The sequence below is a fragment of the Paramagnetospirillum magnetotacticum MS-1 genome (genome assembly GCF_000829825.1).
GTDB classification, from domain to species: domain Bacteria; phylum Pseudomonadota; class Alphaproteobacteria; order Rhodospirillales; family Magnetospirillaceae; genus Phaeospirillum; species Phaeospirillum magnetotacticum.
On the sequence record NZ_JXSL01000028.1, the window covers coordinates 44,038 to 60,646 of the forward strand.

At 63.8% G+C, this 16,609-nt stretch carries 18 protein-coding genes; 9 read left to right on the forward strand and 9 right to left on the reverse strand.

The features are described from left to right. Positions 1-5: 5 nt before the first annotated feature. Entirely contained in the window at positions 6-560 is a 555-nt protein-coding gene (locus tag CCC_RS11785) for a cytochrome c oxidase assembly protein (protein ID WP_009868694.1), read from the forward strand. Continuing rightward, positions 557-1,372: a cytochrome c oxidase subunit 3 gene (locus CCC_RS11790; protein ID WP_009868693.1), complete on the forward strand. Its 816-nt coding sequence runs from the start codon at positions 557-559 to the stop codon at positions 1,370-1,372. Before CCC_RS11785 ends, CCC_RS11790 begins: the two co-directional genes overlap by 4 nt. On the opposite strand, the gene CCC_RS11795 is transcribed toward CCC_RS11790, so the two are convergent. Further along, positions 1,373-1,603 carry a hypothetical protein gene (locus tag CCC_RS11795; protein WP_009868692.1) on the reverse strand — a complete coding sequence of 77 codons (231 nt, stop codon included), beginning with the start codon at positions 1,601-1,603 and terminating at the stop codon, positions 1,373-1,375. A 5-nt stretch (positions 1,604-1,608) separates the two neighbouring features. Further along, positions 1,609-2,361, reverse strand: coding sequence for a tRNA1(Val) (adenine(37)-N6)-methyltransferase (locus CCC_RS11800; protein ID WP_009868691.1), 753 nt, complete (start codon positions 2,359-2,361; stop codon positions 1,609-1,611). Positions 2,362-2,490: 129 nt separating this feature from the next. Here CCC_RS11800 and CCC_RS11805 point away from each other — a divergent pair, with 129 nt between their 5' ends. Together CCC_RS11805 and CCC_RS11810 are read left to right on the forward strand one after the other, a co-directional pair. Continuing rightward, entirely contained in the window at positions 2,491-3,510 is a 1,020-nt protein-coding gene (locus CCC_RS11805; protein ID WP_009868690.1) for a polyprenyl synthetase family protein, read from the forward strand. A 146-nt stretch (positions 3,511-3,656) separates the two neighbouring features. After that, positions 3,657-7,478 carry a cadherin-like domain-containing protein gene (locus CCC_RS11810; protein WP_041041563.1) on the forward strand — a complete coding sequence of 1,274 codons (3,822 nt, stop codon included), beginning with the start codon at positions 3,657-3,659 and terminating at the stop codon, positions 7,476-7,478. Positions 7,479-7,553: 75 nt separating this feature from the next. Here CCC_RS11810 and CCC_RS11815 read toward each other — a convergent pair whose 3' ends face one another. Next, positions 7,554-7,733 (reverse strand): hypothetical protein, encoded by a 180-nt coding sequence (locus tag CCC_RS11815; protein WP_041041565.1) that lies wholly within the window; start codon positions 7,731-7,733, stop codon positions 7,554-7,556. A gap of 111 nt (positions 7,734-7,844) precedes the next feature. Continuing rightward, complete coding sequence (locus tag CCC_RS11820; RefSeq protein ID WP_041041567.1) at positions 7,845-8,603, reverse strand: substrate-binding periplasmic protein; 759 nt, start codon at positions 8,601-8,603, stop codon at positions 7,845-7,847. Between the two features lie 151 nt (positions 8,604-8,754). On the opposite strand from CCC_RS11820, the gene CCC_RS11825 reads away from it, so the two are divergent. Continuing rightward, the gene (locus tag CCC_RS11825; RefSeq protein WP_009866705.1) at positions 8,755-9,225 is read left to right on the forward strand and encodes a thioredoxin domain-containing protein; all 471 of its coding nucleotides are present in this window, start codon (positions 8,755-8,757) and stop codon (positions 9,223-9,225) included. Here the strand turns inward: CCC_RS11825 and CCC_RS11830 are convergent. Continuing rightward, on the reverse strand, positions 9,222-9,449 hold the full coding sequence (locus CCC_RS11830) for a DUF1127 domain-containing protein (protein WP_041041569.1): 228 nt from the start codon (positions 9,447-9,449) through the stop codon (positions 9,222-9,224). The two genes, CCC_RS11825 and CCC_RS11830, sit on opposite strands and share 4 nt — an antisense overlap. Before the next feature lie 161 nt (positions 9,450-9,610). On the opposite strand from CCC_RS11830, the gene CCC_RS11835 reads away from it, so the two are divergent. Beyond that, positions 9,611-10,075, forward strand: a complete 465-nt coding sequence (locus tag CCC_RS11835) for a RidA family protein (protein WP_009866703.1) — start codon at positions 9,611-9,613, stop codon at positions 10,073-10,075. Positions 10,076-10,083: 8 nt separating this feature from the next. Here the strand turns inward: CCC_RS11835 and CCC_RS11840 are convergent, their stop codons facing one another. Continuing rightward, positions 10,084-11,277: a GGDEF domain-containing protein gene (locus tag CCC_RS11840; protein WP_041041572.1), complete on the reverse strand. Its 1,194-nt coding sequence runs from the start codon at positions 11,275-11,277 to the stop codon at positions 10,084-10,086. 231 nt (positions 11,278-11,508) lie between these two features. On the opposite strand from CCC_RS11840, the gene paaI reads away from it, so the two are divergent. Genes paaI through paaK form a run of 3 tightly spaced genes read left to right on the forward strand, consistent with a single transcriptional unit; the run spans position 11,509 to position 14,549 of the window. After that, positions 11,509-11,964: a hydroxyphenylacetyl-CoA thioesterase PaaI gene (gene paaI, locus CCC_RS11845; RefSeq protein ID WP_009867694.1), complete on the forward strand. Its 456-nt coding sequence runs from the start codon at positions 11,509-11,511 to the stop codon at positions 11,962-11,964. Further along, a complete protein-coding gene (gene pcaF / locus CCC_RS11850) occupies positions 11,965-13,167 on the forward strand; it encodes a 3-oxoadipyl-CoA thiolase (RefSeq protein ID WP_009867695.1) in 1,203 nt (400 codons plus the stop codon). A 53-nt stretch (positions 13,168-13,220) separates the two neighbouring features. Beyond that, a complete protein-coding gene (gene paaK / locus CCC_RS11855; RefSeq protein ID WP_041041693.1) occupies positions 13,221-14,549 on the forward strand; it encodes a phenylacetate--CoA ligase PaaK in 1,329 nt (442 codons plus the stop codon). 18 nt (positions 14,550-14,567) lie between these two features. On the opposite strand, the gene CCC_RS11860 is transcribed toward paaK, so the two are convergent. From CCC_RS11860 to CCC_RS11870, 3 genes are all read right to left on the reverse strand, one after another. Then, positions 14,568-14,957 carry a bacteriohemerythrin gene (locus CCC_RS11860; protein WP_052473169.1) on the reverse strand — a complete coding sequence of 130 codons (390 nt, stop codon included), beginning with the start codon at positions 14,955-14,957 and terminating at the stop codon, positions 14,568-14,570. A 97-nt stretch (positions 14,958-15,054) separates the two neighbouring features. Continuing rightward, complete coding sequence (gene bioB, locus CCC_RS11865) at positions 15,055-16,011, reverse strand: biotin synthase BioB (protein WP_041041574.1); 957 nt, start codon at positions 16,009-16,011, stop codon at positions 15,055-15,057. Positions 16,012-16,117: 106 nt separating this feature from the next. Next, positions 16,118-16,594, reverse strand: a complete 477-nt coding sequence (locus tag CCC_RS11870) for an AraC family transcriptional regulator (RefSeq protein WP_041041576.1) — start codon at positions 16,592-16,594, stop codon at positions 16,118-16,120. Positions 16,595-16,609 lie beyond the last annotated feature (15 nt).

The following is a 16,609-nucleotide window of genomic DNA, read 5'->3' on the forward strand; positions in this document are numbered from 1 at the left end:
GGGATATGACCAGCCAACGCCGTTCCGCCCTGACCCTGGCCGGACTGGTCGGTATCGTGCTGGCCATGGTCGGGCTGGTGATCGGCAGCGTGCCGCTCTACAAGGCCTTCTGCCAGGCCACCGGCATCGGCGGCCCGCCACGGCAGGTGGCGGCGGACTCCGCCTCGGCCACGGGCAAGATGGTGACGGTGCGCTTCGACGCCTCGGTGGCCAAGGGCCTGCAATGGCGCTTCACCCCGCAGGCGCGCGAGATGAAGGTGCGGCTGGGCGAGGACAGTCTGGCGGTCTTCACGGCCACCAATCTGTCGGACCGGCCCATCACCGGCAATGCGGTCTATAACGCCACCCCGGACAAGATCGGCAGATACGTGTCCAAAATTCAGTGCTTCTGCTTCACCGAGCAGACCCTGGAGCCGGGCCAAAGCGTGGACATGGCGGTGAGCTTCGTGATCGATCCGGCCATGGCCGCCGATCCCTTGAGCAACGAAGTCTCCACCATCACCCTGTCCTATACGTTCTTCAATGCAAAAACTGCCCAAGACGAGAGAGGACGGTCATGAGCCACGCCCAAGCGACACCCCGCGCTTCGTCAGCGCCCCATCCCTTCCATCTGGTCGATCCCAGCCCCTGGCCCCTGGTGGGGTCCATCTCGGCCCTGGTCCTGGTCTATGGCGCGGTGGACTGGTTTCGCAATCACGCCCATACCACGGTGATGCTGATCGGCCTGGGTCTGGTGGGCCTCACCATGTTCGGCTGGTGGCGCGACATCTTCCGCGAAGCCCGTTCGGGCCAGGCCCATACGCTCGCGGTCTGTCACGGACTGCGCCTCGGGATGAGCCTGTTCATCGCCTCGGAAGTGATGTTCTTCGCCGCCTTCTTCTGGGCCTATTTCTACTCGGCCCTAGGCGTGGCCCCCATGGTAAGCCAATGGCCGCCCGCCGGGATCAAGACCCTGGACACCTGGCACATTCCCTTCATCAACACCCTGATCCTGATGAGTTCAGGCGTGACGCTGACCAAGTCGCACCACGCCCTGCGCCATGACCACCGCGGCGCCACCAAGGCGTGGCTGGCGCTGACCATCGCCTTGGGAATCCTGTTCCTATCCTTGCAGATTCATGAATACGGCCAGGCCCTGTTCGCCTTCACCGACGGCATCTATCCATCGGTGTTCTACATGGCCACCGGCTTCCACGGCTTCCACGTCTTCGTCGGCGTCTGCTTTCTGGGCGTCTGCCTCAACCGGGTACGGAAGGGCGACTTCACGCCGGACAAGCATGTGGGCTTCGAGGCGGCGGCCTGGTACTGGCACTTCGTGGACGTGGTCTGGGTCTTCCTGTTCGTCTGGGTCTATTGGTGGGGAAATGGCTGATCAATACGGACAGTCGCCACGCCCGCAGGAACGGGCGGAACGACTGGGTTGCCATGTGCCGCAGACCCGGCACTCCACCATGGTTTCGGCCCCGGCTGTGTCCTCCTTGGAAGACGATGGGACTGGCCGCCCCTCTTCGCGGCGGCGCAGTTCCGCCGAACGGCCCAGAAACTTGAATCCGAACCAGATGAAGGCCACCACCGCGACGGTCAGCAGGATTTTCAAGAACATCGAATCTATCCTTCTTCGCCCACCAGGGGAGCCGCGCCGCGCAAAACGGCCTGGGCCTCAGGGGTGAAAGCCCCGGCGTCATCATGGAGGACAAGGCCGGGCAGCAGCCGCAGGGGCGACCGCACCGATTTGCGCGCCGAAACGATCACCCGTCCCGCCCCCCGACCGTTCTTGGGCCACAGGGGCAGGACGGCCACATCACCCACGCCCCGCCCCCGCAATCCCGCCAGAATGTCGCCCAGGCGTTCGGCGCGGTGGATGAGGATGAGCCGCCCCTTGGGCCGCAGCAGCTTCACCGCCGCCTTGATCCAGCCGGCCAGATCCAGCCCCCCCTCCTCATGGGCCATGGCCCGCGACGCATCGGCGGCGCGCGTGCCGCTGCCGCTTTCGAAAAACGGGGGATTGGTCATGACATGATGGAAGCCGCCCAGCCCGGCGGGAGGCCGGGCCGCATCACCCGCATGGACGGCAAAACCCCTCTCGGCCTCATTGAGAACGGCGTTGCGCCGCGCCAGGCCCGCCAGAGGCCCCTGAATCTCGAGACCTTCGACCACCACGTCCGGACAGCGGGCCAGCAGACACAGCGCCGCAGCCCCCACGCCGCAGCCGAGATCGAGGATACGCTCACCCGGACGGGCAGGAACCGCCGCGGCCAGAAAGACCGGATCGATGGCGGCGCGATAGCCGTACCGGGGCTGCAACAGCCGCACCCGGCCGTTCAGCAGGAGGTCTTCGGTCAGGGGTTCCGGCGTCTCCATGGGTTCCAAAACTCTTGATCAGGGTGAAAGCGATTAGCAATCGGCGATGTAAGCTTGACCCGCTTTCCCAGGCAACACTATGTTCGTCGCGCGGGTAGGCATGCCCCGCGAGGCAGGAGTTTCGGTATCGTGGCGATCGTGGTCAATTTCGAGGACGAACGCAGCAAGAAGGCGAAGAGCTTCGACGCCCTTGTTGCTCTGGTCAAGGACGACCTGGAGAAGGTCAACCGAGCCATCGTCGACCGTATGCACAGCCCCGTCGAGCTGATCCCGCAACTGGCCGGACACATCATCGCGGCAGGCGGCAAGCGGCTGCGTCCCGTCCTGACCCTGGCTTCGGCCAAGCTGGCCGGACACACGGGCGAGCGCCATATCAAGCTGGCCGCCTGCGTCGAGTTCATTCACACCGCCACCTTGCTGCACGACGATGTTGTCGACGAGTCCGAACTGCGGCGCGGCCAGGCCTCGGCCAATGCCCTGTTCGGCAACAAGCCCAGCGTGCTGGTGGGCGATTTCCTGTTCTCCCGCTCGTTCGAGTTGATGGTCGAGGACGGATCGCTTTCGGTGCTGGCCATTCTGTCCCACGCTTCCTCGGTCATCGCCGAGGGCGAGGTGCTGCAGCTGATCACCGCCAACGACACCGAGACCAGCGAGGATTCCTATCTCGAGGTCATCCGGTCCAAGACCGCCGCCCTCTTCGCCGCCGCCTGCCGCATCGGCGCCGTGGTGGCCGACCGGCCCAAGGTCGAGGAAGAGGCTCTGGAATCCTACGGCCTCAATCTGGGCATCGCCTTCCAGTTGATCGACGACGTGCTGGACTATTCCGCCAAGCAGGCCGTGCTGGGCAAGACGGTGGGCGACGATTTCCGCGAGGGCAAGATCACCCTTCCCGTTATTCTGGCCTTCCGCCGCGGCGATGACGAGGAACGGGCCTTCTGGCGCCGCTGTCTCGAGGAACTGGATCAGGCCGATAACGACATCGGGCGCGCCATCAAGCTGATGGAAAAGCACGGCAGTCTGGCCGCCACCATCGCCCGCGCCCGCCATTATGGCGAAATCGCCCGTGACGCACTGGGCATCTTCCCCGACAGCGCGGTGAAGCAGGCCATGATCGACGTTATCGACTTCTGCATTGACAGGGCCTACTGACCAAAGTTCTGACCGACCAGGCGTTCCGGCATAAATTCCGTTGACGCCATCCGGAAAGCTATATAATCATTTAATTGTTAGAAACCCGGACCTCCTTGAGGCCGGGTTTTTTCATGGCCGAAAAGCAAATCCGACCGAGTGAGGGAATGATGGCCGACCATAATGATCAGCCCAACCAAGTGAACGAGAACAGCGACGGCGATAAGGCGAAGCAGGATCTCGACGATCTTACGGTTCTCTCACGGGTCGATGGCAACAGCCTGGGCGACGCCCGCCTGAACACGGTGCGCAGCGCCGATATCAGCGACACCCAATTGGGCAACCTGGCCAATGTGCAGCAGGGCTCCTCGGGCAGTCCCCAGGCGCAAAATCTGGGCGGCCTGTCCGGTGGCGCGAAAACGGGCCTGGATGTGGCCATCGACGCTTCCAAGGATGCCAATGTGGCGCCTCCTCCCCTGGACAGCGCGCCGGTCACCGTAAGTGATGACGCCGCCTTCGTTCAGGTCCAGGCCAATCACCCCGGCCAGCTGAACGTCCAGGAATTCGCCGATCTCGCCAGGCCGGATACGGAGTTCAAGCCCCAGGATCGAGTCGAAGCGCCGCAGGTGGGCAATGCCCCCATCGCCGGCTTCACGCCCGCCACCAGCGTGCAGCAAACCGCCGTTCCGGCCGAACACGCGGCCGAAAAGGCCCCCGAACTCCACGATAAAGTCAATCACGCCCCGACCACCCAGGATGTGAGCCTGACGGGCGGCAACGAAGACAACGTCATCATCATCCGCACCAGCGACCTGCTGAAGAACGCGGGTGACGCGGACGGCGACTCACTGACCGTCACCAATCTCACCGCCAATCACGGCACCCTGGTCGACAATCACGACGGCACCTATTCCTTCACGCCCGACGCCAATTACCATGGCGGAGTGGACCTGTCCTACACCATCAGCGACGGTAATGGCGGCACGGTTCACGGTGCGGCCTCCTTCGATGTGGCATCGGTCAATGACGCGCCCACCACCAGCGACGTGACTCTGGCCGCCGGGACCGAGGACAACTCGGTGATTATTCGCGCCTCGGACCTGTTGGCCCATGCCGGCGACGTGGATGGCGACACTCTGTCGGTGACCGCGCTCAGCGCCACCAACGGCAGCATCACCGATAACCACGACGGCACCTATACCTTTACGCCCAATGCCGATTTCCATGGCGATGTGGATCTGCATTACACAATCAGTGACGGCAATGGCGGTACGGTTCCCGGCACCGCCAGCTTCGAAGTGACATCGGTCAACGACGCGCCCACCACCAGCGACGTGGGATTGGCCAATAGTGCCGAAAACAACGCGGTCATCATCAAGGCCGAGGATCTGCTGGCCCATGCCAGCGACGTTGACGGCGACACCTTGTCGGTGAGTGCGCTCAGCGCCAATAACGGCACCATCACCGACAACCACGACGGCACTTATACCTTCACGCCCGATGCCAACTTCCATGGCGAAGTTGACCTGCATTACACCATCAGCGACGGCAATGGCGGCACGGTTCCCGGTACGGCTAGGTTCGATGTGGAAGCCCCCGCTCCGGTGGTCGACACCACGCCTCCGGCCGACCCCACTCCGGTGGTCGACACCACGCCTCCGGCCGATCCCACTCCGGTGGTCGATACCACGCCTCCGGCCGACCCCACTCCGGTGGTCGATACCACGCCTCCGGCCGATCCCACTCCGGTGGTCGACACCACGCCTCCGGCCGACCCCACTCCGGTGGTCGACACCACGCCTCCGGCCGACCCCACCCCGGTGGTCGACACCACGCCTCCGGCCGATCCCACCCCGGTGGTCGACACCACGCCTCCGGCGGATCCCACTCCGGTGGTCGACACCACGCCTCCGGCCGATCCCACTCCGGTGGTCGATACAACGCCTCCGGCCGATCCCACTCCGGTGGTCGACACCACGCCTCCGGCCGATCCCACTCCGGTGGTCGACACCACGCCTCCGGCGGATCCCACCCCGGTGGTCGACACCACGCCTCCGGCGGATCCCACCCCGGTGGTCGACACCACGCCTCCGGCCGATCCCACTCCGGTGGTCGACACCACGCCTCCGGCCGATCCCACCCCGGTGGTCGACACCACGCCTCCGGCGGATCCCACTCCCACCGAGGACAACACGCCCCCGGTCGAGCCCACTCCCACCGAGGACAACACGCCCCCGGTCGAGCCCACGCCCACCGAGGACAACACGCCCCCGGTCGAGCCCGGTCCTCCGGTCACGCCCCCATCCAATGACAGCCATTCCGGTGGCGGCGGCTCCGGCCAGTCCCAGTCCGGTGACAGCCATTCCGGTGGCGGCGGCTCCAGCCAGTCCCAGTCCGGTGACAGCCATTCCGGTGGCGGCGGCTCCAGCCAGTCCCAGTCCGGTGACAGCCATTCCGGTGGCGGCGGCTCCGCCAGCCAGCACTCGGCTCAGGGCAACCACGATCAGAGTCATGGAAGCAATGAGTCGGTCACCCTGACCACCTCGGCCCATGTGCATGTTGCCGCCGACCCGGCCGCGACCCTGAGCAGCACCATAGGCAGTGACAGTGCCCACACCACCACCGTGACCTCGGTCACTGGCGGCAATGGCAGCGACTTCGGCAATGACAGCGGCAGATTGGTGGTTCATGCCACCGCCGATCAGGCTGGCGACAAGCACGGCTTCGATATCGTCTATGACGGCCATGTGGTCGGCCACGCCGGGGCGGGCACCACCACCATCACCGGACTGGATGTCCATGACGGCGGCAAGCTCAGCTTCGTGGGCGCCAACGGCACCAATATCACCGTGGACAGCGTCACCCTGAACGGCACTTCCATCGATGCTGGAACGGGAACCAAGTCGGGCGGTGTCCAGGTGGACTCGTCGCACCATTCGGCCGACCTGCATAACGGTTCGGTGACCTACACGGTCAACGACGGCAATGCTGGCGCCGTGTCCCACACGACATCGACCACCACTCACACCCAGAATTTCCATCTGGACGTGGGCGGCCACGAATCGCAATTGGGCGGCGTGCATGTCACTGGCCTGCATGCGGGTGATACTGTCAGCGATGGCGGCCATGTCTGGACCGCGGGTGGCGATGGTTCCATCACCATCACCGAAGCCCAGCTTGACGGCATGACCTCGCACGACGCCGTGCACCACGACTTCACCGTAACCAGCACCCAAGGCGCCAATAGCGGCATCCATGTCTCGGGCATGGATCATGACGGCGGCGCCTACCACGCCCCCAGCCATCTCGAGGCCAATCTCAGCATCGCCGCCAATGGCGCCCAGCATGGCGGCGCGGACCTCACCTACCATGTGGGCGGCGTCCCCGACGGTTGCACCCTGGTGAGCGACAGCGGCACCCTTCATGCCGGGTCCGACGGGAGCTTCTCCGTGTCGGCCCACGACGCCGCCAGCCTGAAGATCGTCATTCCCGGCGATGGCAGCGTGGCGGACTTCAACGTGACGGTCAGCGCCACGGACGCCCATGGCGCCCAAGTCCCCACCGCGTCACAGAGTCTGGCTATCGGCGTTCACGAGGCCCTGGAGGCCCCCAGCCACAGCTTCGACACCACCGGAACCGATATCGGCGGCCACCAGGGCCACGGCTTCGAAGGCCACGGCATGGGCAGCCACGACTCGGACATCGACTCGGCCCACACCATGCTGTTCGACTTCGGCGGCGGGCATGAGACCGAGAATACCCACCACAACTGGACCGATGTGGCCGATCAGGCCGAACATGGCGATCACGGCGCCAATACCGGGGCGGAGCATGCCGACTGGACCGAAAAGGCCGATCAGCACGCCGAACACGGCAACAGCCAGAATAATCATTCGCAGGAGCACAAGGACGAGGCTCCGGTGCAGCATCAGGTTACCGACGACCACCACAACCAGTTCCAGGCCCACGACCACACCACGCCCATGTGATTCCGGGCCTGACATGACGAAAAGGCCCCCAATCCATGCCGGATTGGGGGCCTTGTAAGAGTGAACCGGGCGCTCTCAGGCTGCCTGGCGGGAGTGTCTCTCGGCAATGGGGGTCAGAATCCCAGCCATGCCGGGATAGAGGACCATCAGGCGCCGGGCTTCGGCCTCAACCAGATCGGAATCAACGCCCCGATCCTCGGCTTCGGCGTCCAGATGGGACAGCAGGGCGGCAACGTCATCCCAGATAAATGCCATGTTCACGCCCCCCCTCGCTTTTCAACCCAGGCATTCTAGCACCGGGGCGGAGAAGCGGCGTCCCACGACTCGTATCAAATTTTCATAATTTATGATGAAAGCCGTTCAGGCTTAACGCACGCCCTTTTCGGCGCCGGTCCGGGCGATGATCTCGGCCACGAGCTTGGGGTTTTTGGACAACCACAGGTCAAATTCAGCGATCACGTCTGGCGCCTTGACCGAGGACAGACGGTAACTGTCGGCCACATAGGGAAGATTGGGAGCAAAGGCCAGACTGCCCGCCAGTCCCGCTATATTTTCCGCGGCATTCAAGGCCACCGCCACATTGCCATAGGCGCCGTCGATCCGCCGGGTCTGCACCTGGCGCAGCAATTGTTCGAAGGAGGAGTTCTCCTTAAGCTCGACAGCGCCGGATTTGAGCCATTCGTTCCAGGCATAAGGCGTGAAACCGGCGATGGTTCCCAGACTGTGAATTCCATCCGGTGTCGTGGTCAAGGCCTCGCGGCGAACGATGGTCCCATCGATATACTCGATGATCGGCTTGGAAAAAACGGGGCCATCGCCCTGGCGCAGAGCCGGCGCCCAATCGGGGGAATCGGGGAATTTGAGATCGATGCCGCCACGGTTCAACTCGGCATAAAGGCGTTTGACCGGTAGGGCCTGAAAGGTCAGACGATGACCACGGGCCGCCGCGAAGGCATCAAGAATTTCACGCGCCGCGCCCTGGAACCGATCGTCGCGCATGCCGTAGACCGGCGAATAATCGATGGCTTCGACGCCGACCACAATGTCACGGGCCCAGGCCCCTAGGCCCAGCAGACACAACAAGGCCGCCACCGCCCCGCGAGCCATTGCCGATCCGAAACCCATGGACATTTCTCCACATTTGCCGACCAGAATAGAAGCACGACATCATGGCGTGATCAACTGTGACAAAAGGTTACGACCTTGACCGTTGTCAACGTCACACCGCCCCGGCGACAATAGGGTCGAACGGCAAGATTTGGAGGGAGACGGCGTATTGAAATCCATCGTCGCGGCGACGTTGCTGGTTCTGGCCACAATCCTGCCAGCCCAGGCCGATCCCCGCCCCTTCACCCGCGGCTCCTGGCAAAGCCTGGTCCAGGCCCACGCCGCGCGCCCCTTTGCGGTTCATTTCTGGTCCCTGACCTGTGCCCCCTGCCTGGTGGAATTGCCCCGCTGGCACGACATGGTCAAGGAAACAGGGATGGATTTGATTCTGGTCTCTACCGATCCGGCCGAGGACTGGCCCAAGGTGGAGCGGACCTTGAAGCGGGCCGGGCTGGAGAAGATGGAAAGCTGGGCCTTCGCCGACCTTTTCACCGAGCGGCTTCGCTTCGAAATCGATAAGACCTGGCACGGCGAACTGCCCATGACCGTGTTTGTCTCGGCCAGTGGAGAGCGCAAAGCCGTGACGGGAACCGTCACCCGCGAAGACTTCGCCTCGTGGCTGCGCTCAGGTCAGCGTTAAGGGCGCCAGCCAGCGACGAAGCTGTCGATATTGCTGATGCCGATATCCTTCAGCTCGCGGTGATCCAGGCTGGCCAGTTCATCGCGCAGGCGGGCCCGCTCCAGATGCAGGGACAACGGCGCCATCACCCGGCTTTCCAGAATTTCCAGGATCGTCCCCAAGACGGAGCGACCATCGGATGCCGGAGCGGGGGCGCAAGGCTGGATCGTAGGGGAAAGAGACATGGGGCACCTGTTCTTAAAATAACTTCAATGAACATATGGAATTATTGTGCACCGCAACAATCTCCATGATTGCATGGGCCCATGCTGGTGACGCAGGTGTGGGTGACAGACGGCCCGCCAAGGGATAGGCTATGCCTCCATCATCAAGCCGGGAGCGGAGAATGAGCGGCCCCATCGACCAACGCCTGAAGCAACTGGGCATCACCTTGCCCACCCCTCCGGCCGCGGTGGCCAATTACGTGCCCTTCGTGAAGACCGGCAATCTGGTGTTCATCTCCGGCCAATTGCCCATGGAGAACGGCAAACTGGCGGTGACCGGCAAGCTGGGCGGCGATGTCGCCATCGAGGATGGCATCCGGGCGGCCCGTCTTTGCGCCATCAATCTTCTGGCCCAGGCCCGCGCCGCAGCCGAGGGCAACCTCGAGCGGGTTCGCTTGGTCAGGATGACCGCCTTCGTGGCCTCCGCCCCCTCCTTCACCGATCAGCCCAAGGTCATCAACGGCGCCTCGGATCTGATGGTCGAAGTGCTGGGCGAGGCCGGGCGCCATGCCCGCGTCGCCGTAGGCGCGCCAGCCCTGCCCCTGGACGCGTCGGTGGAGATCGAGGGAATTTTCGAACTGGCCTGAGAATTAGATCAGACGGCTTCGGAGGCGGCGGTCTCGGCCAGCACCTTGTCGCCGCAGCCGATCACCCGGTTCTTACCCGATTGCTTGGCGGCATACATGCGCTGATCGGCGCGTTCCACCAGTTCGTTCCAGGTCTCGATGCCGTCGGTGATCCGCTCGGCCACTCCGACGGAAGCCGTCAATGGCAGGCCGTCGGGACGCATTCCCAGACCCGCCGAACGTAGGCGGGCAATGGCGATGGCGGCTCCGGGCGGATCGGTGTTGGGCATCACGGCGATGAACTCCTCGCCACCCCAGCGAATCAGGATATCACCCCGGCGCAGCACTTTGCGCAACGAGGTCGAGGCGATGCGCAGGGCGTTATCGCCTTCCTCATGCCCGTATTTATCATTGATGGACTTGAAATTGTCCAAATCAACGAAGGCCAGCGACAGCGGAATCTTGGACCGCGCGGCGGTGACGAATTGCTGGACCAGCATTTCCTCGCCCACCCGGCGGTTATAGGCTCGCGTCAGGCCGTCATGGGACGACTGGTCCACCAACTGGCTCATGAAGTGCAGTTGGCTCATTCCCGCCAGGGTCGCCACCATGGCCAGCAGCAATAGCAGCCATTGGGCCCCCAGATGGGAGGCGAAGGGCAACAACTGGTACCCCAGAACGCCGGTCAGGAAATAGGCCAGGATCAGCGGCAGCCCCAACAGGGCGCCTTCCAGGGCGGTAATGGGAAACACCGACAAACCCGCAACCATGACGAAGGGCAAAAAGGCGTAACCGGCGGCGATCACCTGCTGCGCCGGATCGTTGATGGCGAACTGGGCCAGCAGGGGATGGCTGATCAGGAAGAATACCGTGGGAATGGTCAACAGCCAGATCAGCCCCCAGCGCGCCACCGTCACGCTGTCCGAGCCGCGAAATGAAAGGGCCAGCAACACGAAGGCGATGGAGGCCATCACCCGCAGCGCCGCCAGATACATGGCCAGCGTCGTCTCGAAAATAACCAGATCGACGGGAATCCACAAAGGCGTCAGTACGGCGAAGGTCAAAGCCACCAGCCGGACGCGCGATAGGATGAGGAGCGAACGCCGACGCTGAACAAAGGCCGATTGGCGGGTCGGCAGGAACAGATCGAAAATTTCCGACATCGTCATTCCGGAGAAAACGATAGCCAGAATCTTCTTGATGACGGCTTTCAAAACAAGCACGCGCGGCTTCCTTCGCCCTTCCACGGACCAGGGCTGACGGTAATGCCGGACTGGAAGGGTTGCAAGGAAAACTACCTCCTTGGGGTATATGGTCCAGCCCTTAGGCTCATGCTTTCGAGTGGGATCTGGACCACGGCACCCCTTCCCCCTCCATCTGCCGATTGACGGACCCCGGCTTAATTCGGTATTACGATACCAAATTGGGCGATAGACCCCAGGGAGTGAAACACGATGCCCCATAGGGCAACCGAGGAGACCGAGCGCAAGGTCCTGGCCGAACGCGTCGGCGCATTCATCACCGAGCGCGATACCGCGGCCCGGTCGCTGGGCATCGCCTTGGACGAGATTCGCCCCGGCTATGCCCGCATGTCCATGACCGTGACCGCCGACATGTTGAACGGCGCGGGGATCGGCCATGGCGGGGTCACCTATACCCTGGCCGACACCGCCTTCGCCTGTGCCTGCAACGCCTATAACCGGGTGGCGGTGGCCCTGTCCTGCTCCATCACCTATCCGGCGGCGGCGCGGTTGGGCGACCGCCTTACCGCCCAATGCCACGAAGTGCACCGTAAGGGGCGTAATGGCACCTATGACTGCACCGTCACCAATCAGAGCGGCGAGCTGATCGCCCTGTTCCGCGGCCAGTGCCGCGTTCTCGAAGGCCATTTGGTCGAAGGAAATCCATAGATGACCGAAGCGCTGATCTGCGATTACACCCGCACCCCCATCGGCCGCTATGCGGGCGTTCTGTCCGGCGTCAGAACCGACGATCTGGCCGCCCATCCCATCAAGGCCCTGATGGCCCGCCATGAAGGCCTGGACTGGAGCCGCGTCGACGAGGTGGCCTTCGGCTGCGCCAATCAGGCGGGCGAGGACAACCGCAACGTGGCGCGCATGGCGCTGCTGCTGGCAGGGCTTCCCACCTCGCTGGGCGGCACCACGCTGAACCGCCTGTGCGGATCGGGCATGGATGCGGTGGGCTATGCGGCCCGCGCCATCATGAGCGGCGAGGCCGAACTGATGATCGCTGGCGGCGTGGAAAGCATGAGCCGCGCCCCCTTCGTCATGAACAAGGCCGACAGCGCCTTTTCCCGCGACGCCCGCATTTATGACACCACCATCGGCTGGCGTTTCGTCAATTCCCTGATGGAAAAGGCCTATGGCACCGATTCCATGCCGGAGACCGCCGAGAACGTGGCCGAGCAGTTCGGTGTCAGCCGCGAGGATCAGGACGCCTTCGCGCTGAAGTCCCAGGCCAAGGCCTCGGCGGCGCAGAAGAACGGCCGCTTCGCCCTGGAAATCTCCCCCGTCACCCTGCCCGCCCGCAAGGGTGATCCGGTGGTGATCAGCAACGATGAGCATCCGCGCGAAACCACCCTGGAAAGCCTGGCCAAGCTGAAGGCGCCGTTCCGGGCTGGCGGCTCCGTCACGGCGGGCAACGCGTCGGGCGTCAATGACGGCGCGGCGGCCCTGCTGATCGCCTCTCCGGCCGCCGCCAAGGCCTTTGGGCTTACCCCCATCGCCCGCATCCTGGGTATGGCCACGGCGGGCGTCGAGCCGCGCATCATGGGCATCGGCCCGGTCCCGGCGACGCAGAAGCTGCTGGCGCGCCTGGGGCTCACCACAGCCGATCTCGACGTCATGGAGTTCAACGAGGCCTTCGCCGCTCAGGCCCTGGCCTGTACCCGCCAATTGGGACTGGCCGACGACGACCAGCGCGTCAATCCCAATGGCGGCGCCATCGCGCTGGGCCATCCCCTGGGCATGAGCGGCGCGCGCATCGTCGGCACCGCCGCCTTGCAGCTGGCCCAGACCGGTGGGCGCCGGGCGCTGTCCACCATGTGCATCGGAGTCGGCCAAGGCATCGCCATGGTCATCGAGAGAGTGTAGTTTTTTCCGGCGGAGACCCCGTCAGAGGGTCCCGCCCCTTCGGGAGGATGTTCATGTCTAAGTCCGCACACCGCCGCGTTCCACCGGCGAAAGACCTGCTCGACCCCATCGAGATCGCCAGCCGCGACCAGATCACCGCGCTTCAGACCGAGCGCATGAAATGGTCGCTGACCCATGCCTACAATAATGTCGAGCACTACCGGAAGAAGTGCCAGGAGAAGGGCGTCCATCCCGACGACTTCAAGGAATTGAAGGATCTGGCCAAGTTCCCCTTCACCACCAAATCGGATCTGCGCGACACCTACCCCTTCGGCATGTTCGCCGTGCCCATGGATGACGTGGTCCGCGTCCATGCCAGTTCCGGCACCACGGGCAAGCCCACCGTGGTCGGCTATACCAAGAACGACATCGACATGTGGGCGGGCGTCATGGCGCGCTCCATCCGCGCCGCTGGCGGACGCCGCTCGGACAAGTGCCACGTCTCCTACGGCTACGGCCTGTTCACCGGCGGCCTGGGCGCCCATTACGGCGCGGAAGCGCTGGGCTGCACCGTGATCCCCATGTCGGGCGGCCAGACGGAAAAGCAGATCCAGCTGATCATGGACTTCAAGCCCGAGATCATCATGGTGACGCCCAGCTATATGCTGGCCATCGCCGACGAGATGGACCGCCAGGGAATCGACACCAAGACCTGTCCGCTCCAGGTGGGCATCTTCGGCGCCGAGCCCTGGACCGGCGCCATGCGCGAAGAGATCGAGGTCCGCATGGGTATCGAGGCGGTGGACATCTACGGCCTGTCGGAAGTCATCGGACCCGGCGTCGCCTGCGAATGCGTCGAGACCAAGGACGGGTTGCATCTGTGGGAAGACCACTTCTATCCCGAGATCATCGATCCCCATACGGGCGAGGTCCTGCCCGACGGCTCCATGGGCGAATTGGTGTTCACCAGCCTAACCAAGGAAGCCCTGCCCATCATCCGCTACCGCACCCGCGACCTGACCCAGCTTCTGCCGGGCACGGCGCGGTCCATGCGGCGCATGGGCAAGATCACCGGACGTTCGGACGACATGCTGATCATCCGCGGCGTCAATGTCTTCCCCACTCAGATCGAGGAACTGATCCTCAAGGATTACCGCCTGGCCCCCCACTACCAGTTGGAAGTCACCCGCGACGGCCATCTGGATTCGGTGGCGGTCAATGTGGAGGTCCGCGCCGACCAGCCCTATGACGACAGCGCGCTGGAAGCCGCCTCCAAGGACCTGCAGCACCACATCAAGTCCTATATCGGCATCAGCACCAAGGTGAACGTCCTGGCGCCCAATTCCATCGAACGCTCCATGGGCAAGGCGCGGCGCGTCATCGACAAGCGCCCCAAGGCATGAGGTGAAGGCGGCTCTGGCTCAGGCCGGAGCCGTCGTTTCGCTCACATACTGCGCGAACACCAGGTCATGGGTGCGGATATGCTCGATGAGCAGGTTCCGCAGCACCTGGGTTTCCGCCATCACCACATCGGAATCGCCCAGGTCGAATCCGGACTGGATGCGGCGAAGCTGCTCCATCAGCCCGTCATGCTCCGCCTCATGCCCGTGGATATCGGGATAGGCGGCAAGGCGCATCAGAAGCTGTTCGGACATGAAGTGCACGTCGGTGTAGTCGATAAGCTGCTCCACCAGGGCCTGGATCTCGGCCTGGGGCGCCCTGGCCTCGACCGCACGCTCCAGTGCGGAAATCAGTCCCACCTGAACGCGATGTTCGGCATCCATTTCGGAATGGCTGTCAGCTTGGCTCATCGTCTTCTCCCCCCGCACTGGTTCCAGGCATGGAGATGGCGATGGGAACAGCGATTTCCAAGGGCCTCCCCCCGGATCACCAACCGGGGGGAGTGCATCACATGGGCTGAAGGCCCAGCTTGCCGAACAGGCTCTTGTCCTGGCCCGGCGCGGCGTTCTTGGCGGTCAGCAGCTTCTGGCCGCAGAACACCGAATTGGCCCCGGCCAGGAAGCACAGGGCCTGCATCTCCTCGGTCATGCCCTCACGGCCCGCCGACAGCCGGACGAAGGATTTGGGCATGGTGATGCGCGCCACGGCGATGGTGCGGATGAAGTCGAAGGAATCGGGGCGCTGGGCATCGGCCAGGGGCGTGCCCTGGATGGGGATCAGGAGATTGATCGGCACGCTGTCAGGATGCTTGGGCATGTTGGCCAGGGTCTGGATCATGCGGGCGCGGTCGGTGCGCGTCTCGCCCAGTCCAACGATACCGCCCGAACACACATGCAGCCCGGCATCCCTGACCACGTCCAGGGTGTCGAGACGGTCCTGGAAGGTCCGCGTGGTGATGACCTCGGAATAATGCTCCGGGCTGGTGTCGATATTGTGGTTGTAATAGTCCAGGCCCGCTTCCTTGAGGCGCTGGGCCTGCCACTTGTCCAGCAGGCCGAAAGTGGCGCAGGTTTCCATGCCCAGCGACTTGACGCCCTCGATCATGGCCACCGCCACCTCGAAATCGTCGCCCTTGGGGCCGCGCCAGGCGGCGCCCATGCAGAATCGCGAGGCGCCTTCCTCCTTAGCCTGGCGGGCGGCTTCGACCACCTCCTCCACGGCCATCAGCTTTTCTTTCTCCAGGCCCGTGGCGTAATGGGCGCTTTGAGGGCAGTAGGAGCAATCCTCGGGACACGACCCGGTCTTGATGGAGATCAGCCGCGACACCTGAACCCGATTGGCGTCGAAATGGGCGCGATGGACCTTTTGCGCCTCGAACATCAGGTCGTTGAAGGGAAGCGCGAACAGCGCCTCGATCTCTTCGGTGCTCCAGTCGTGCCGGAGTTCCTGGTCATTCGCCGCCATTGCCGCTGCTGCCTGAGCCGTCACCGCTTATGTCCTCGTCTGATGTCTCGCGGGGGCCGCAATGTAGTCCTCCAGATACGCCCTTTGCAACAGAAGCGAAAACCCCTCACCTGAGCGGCAAAAAGATATCGACCGGCGAGTCATGCCCGGCAAGCTCGGGGAAACGTTGGAGGAAGGGAAGAGAATCCCGCAATTCCTCGCCGCTTTGGGACAACCAATCCCCATACAGATAAGTCAGGGCCGCCTCTAATCCATCGTCTGGGCCCACGTGACGCAGCACGGCGCAGCGCCCACCGGCGATGATTCCGGCCGCCACCCCGGAGCCGAACGCCACTGCTTTGCCTCCGGTGGCGACGCAAAGATCTTGGCGAAATTCCGCAGGCGGCACCTGATCGGGGCCACCGTACAAGATGTTGAAGGTGGCATGCTGGCTGGGTGGAAGGTGGTTGGCCTTGCGCCAGGCGATGAAGCGGCCAACCGTCTCCGCGATCAGGGCCGGGTCGCCCCGATGGGTCATGACCGCCACCGGGGTTTCAGGAAAATCCACAATGCGGATCGGATAGGGTGGTGAAGATTGGGGCATGAGCTTTCATCCTCG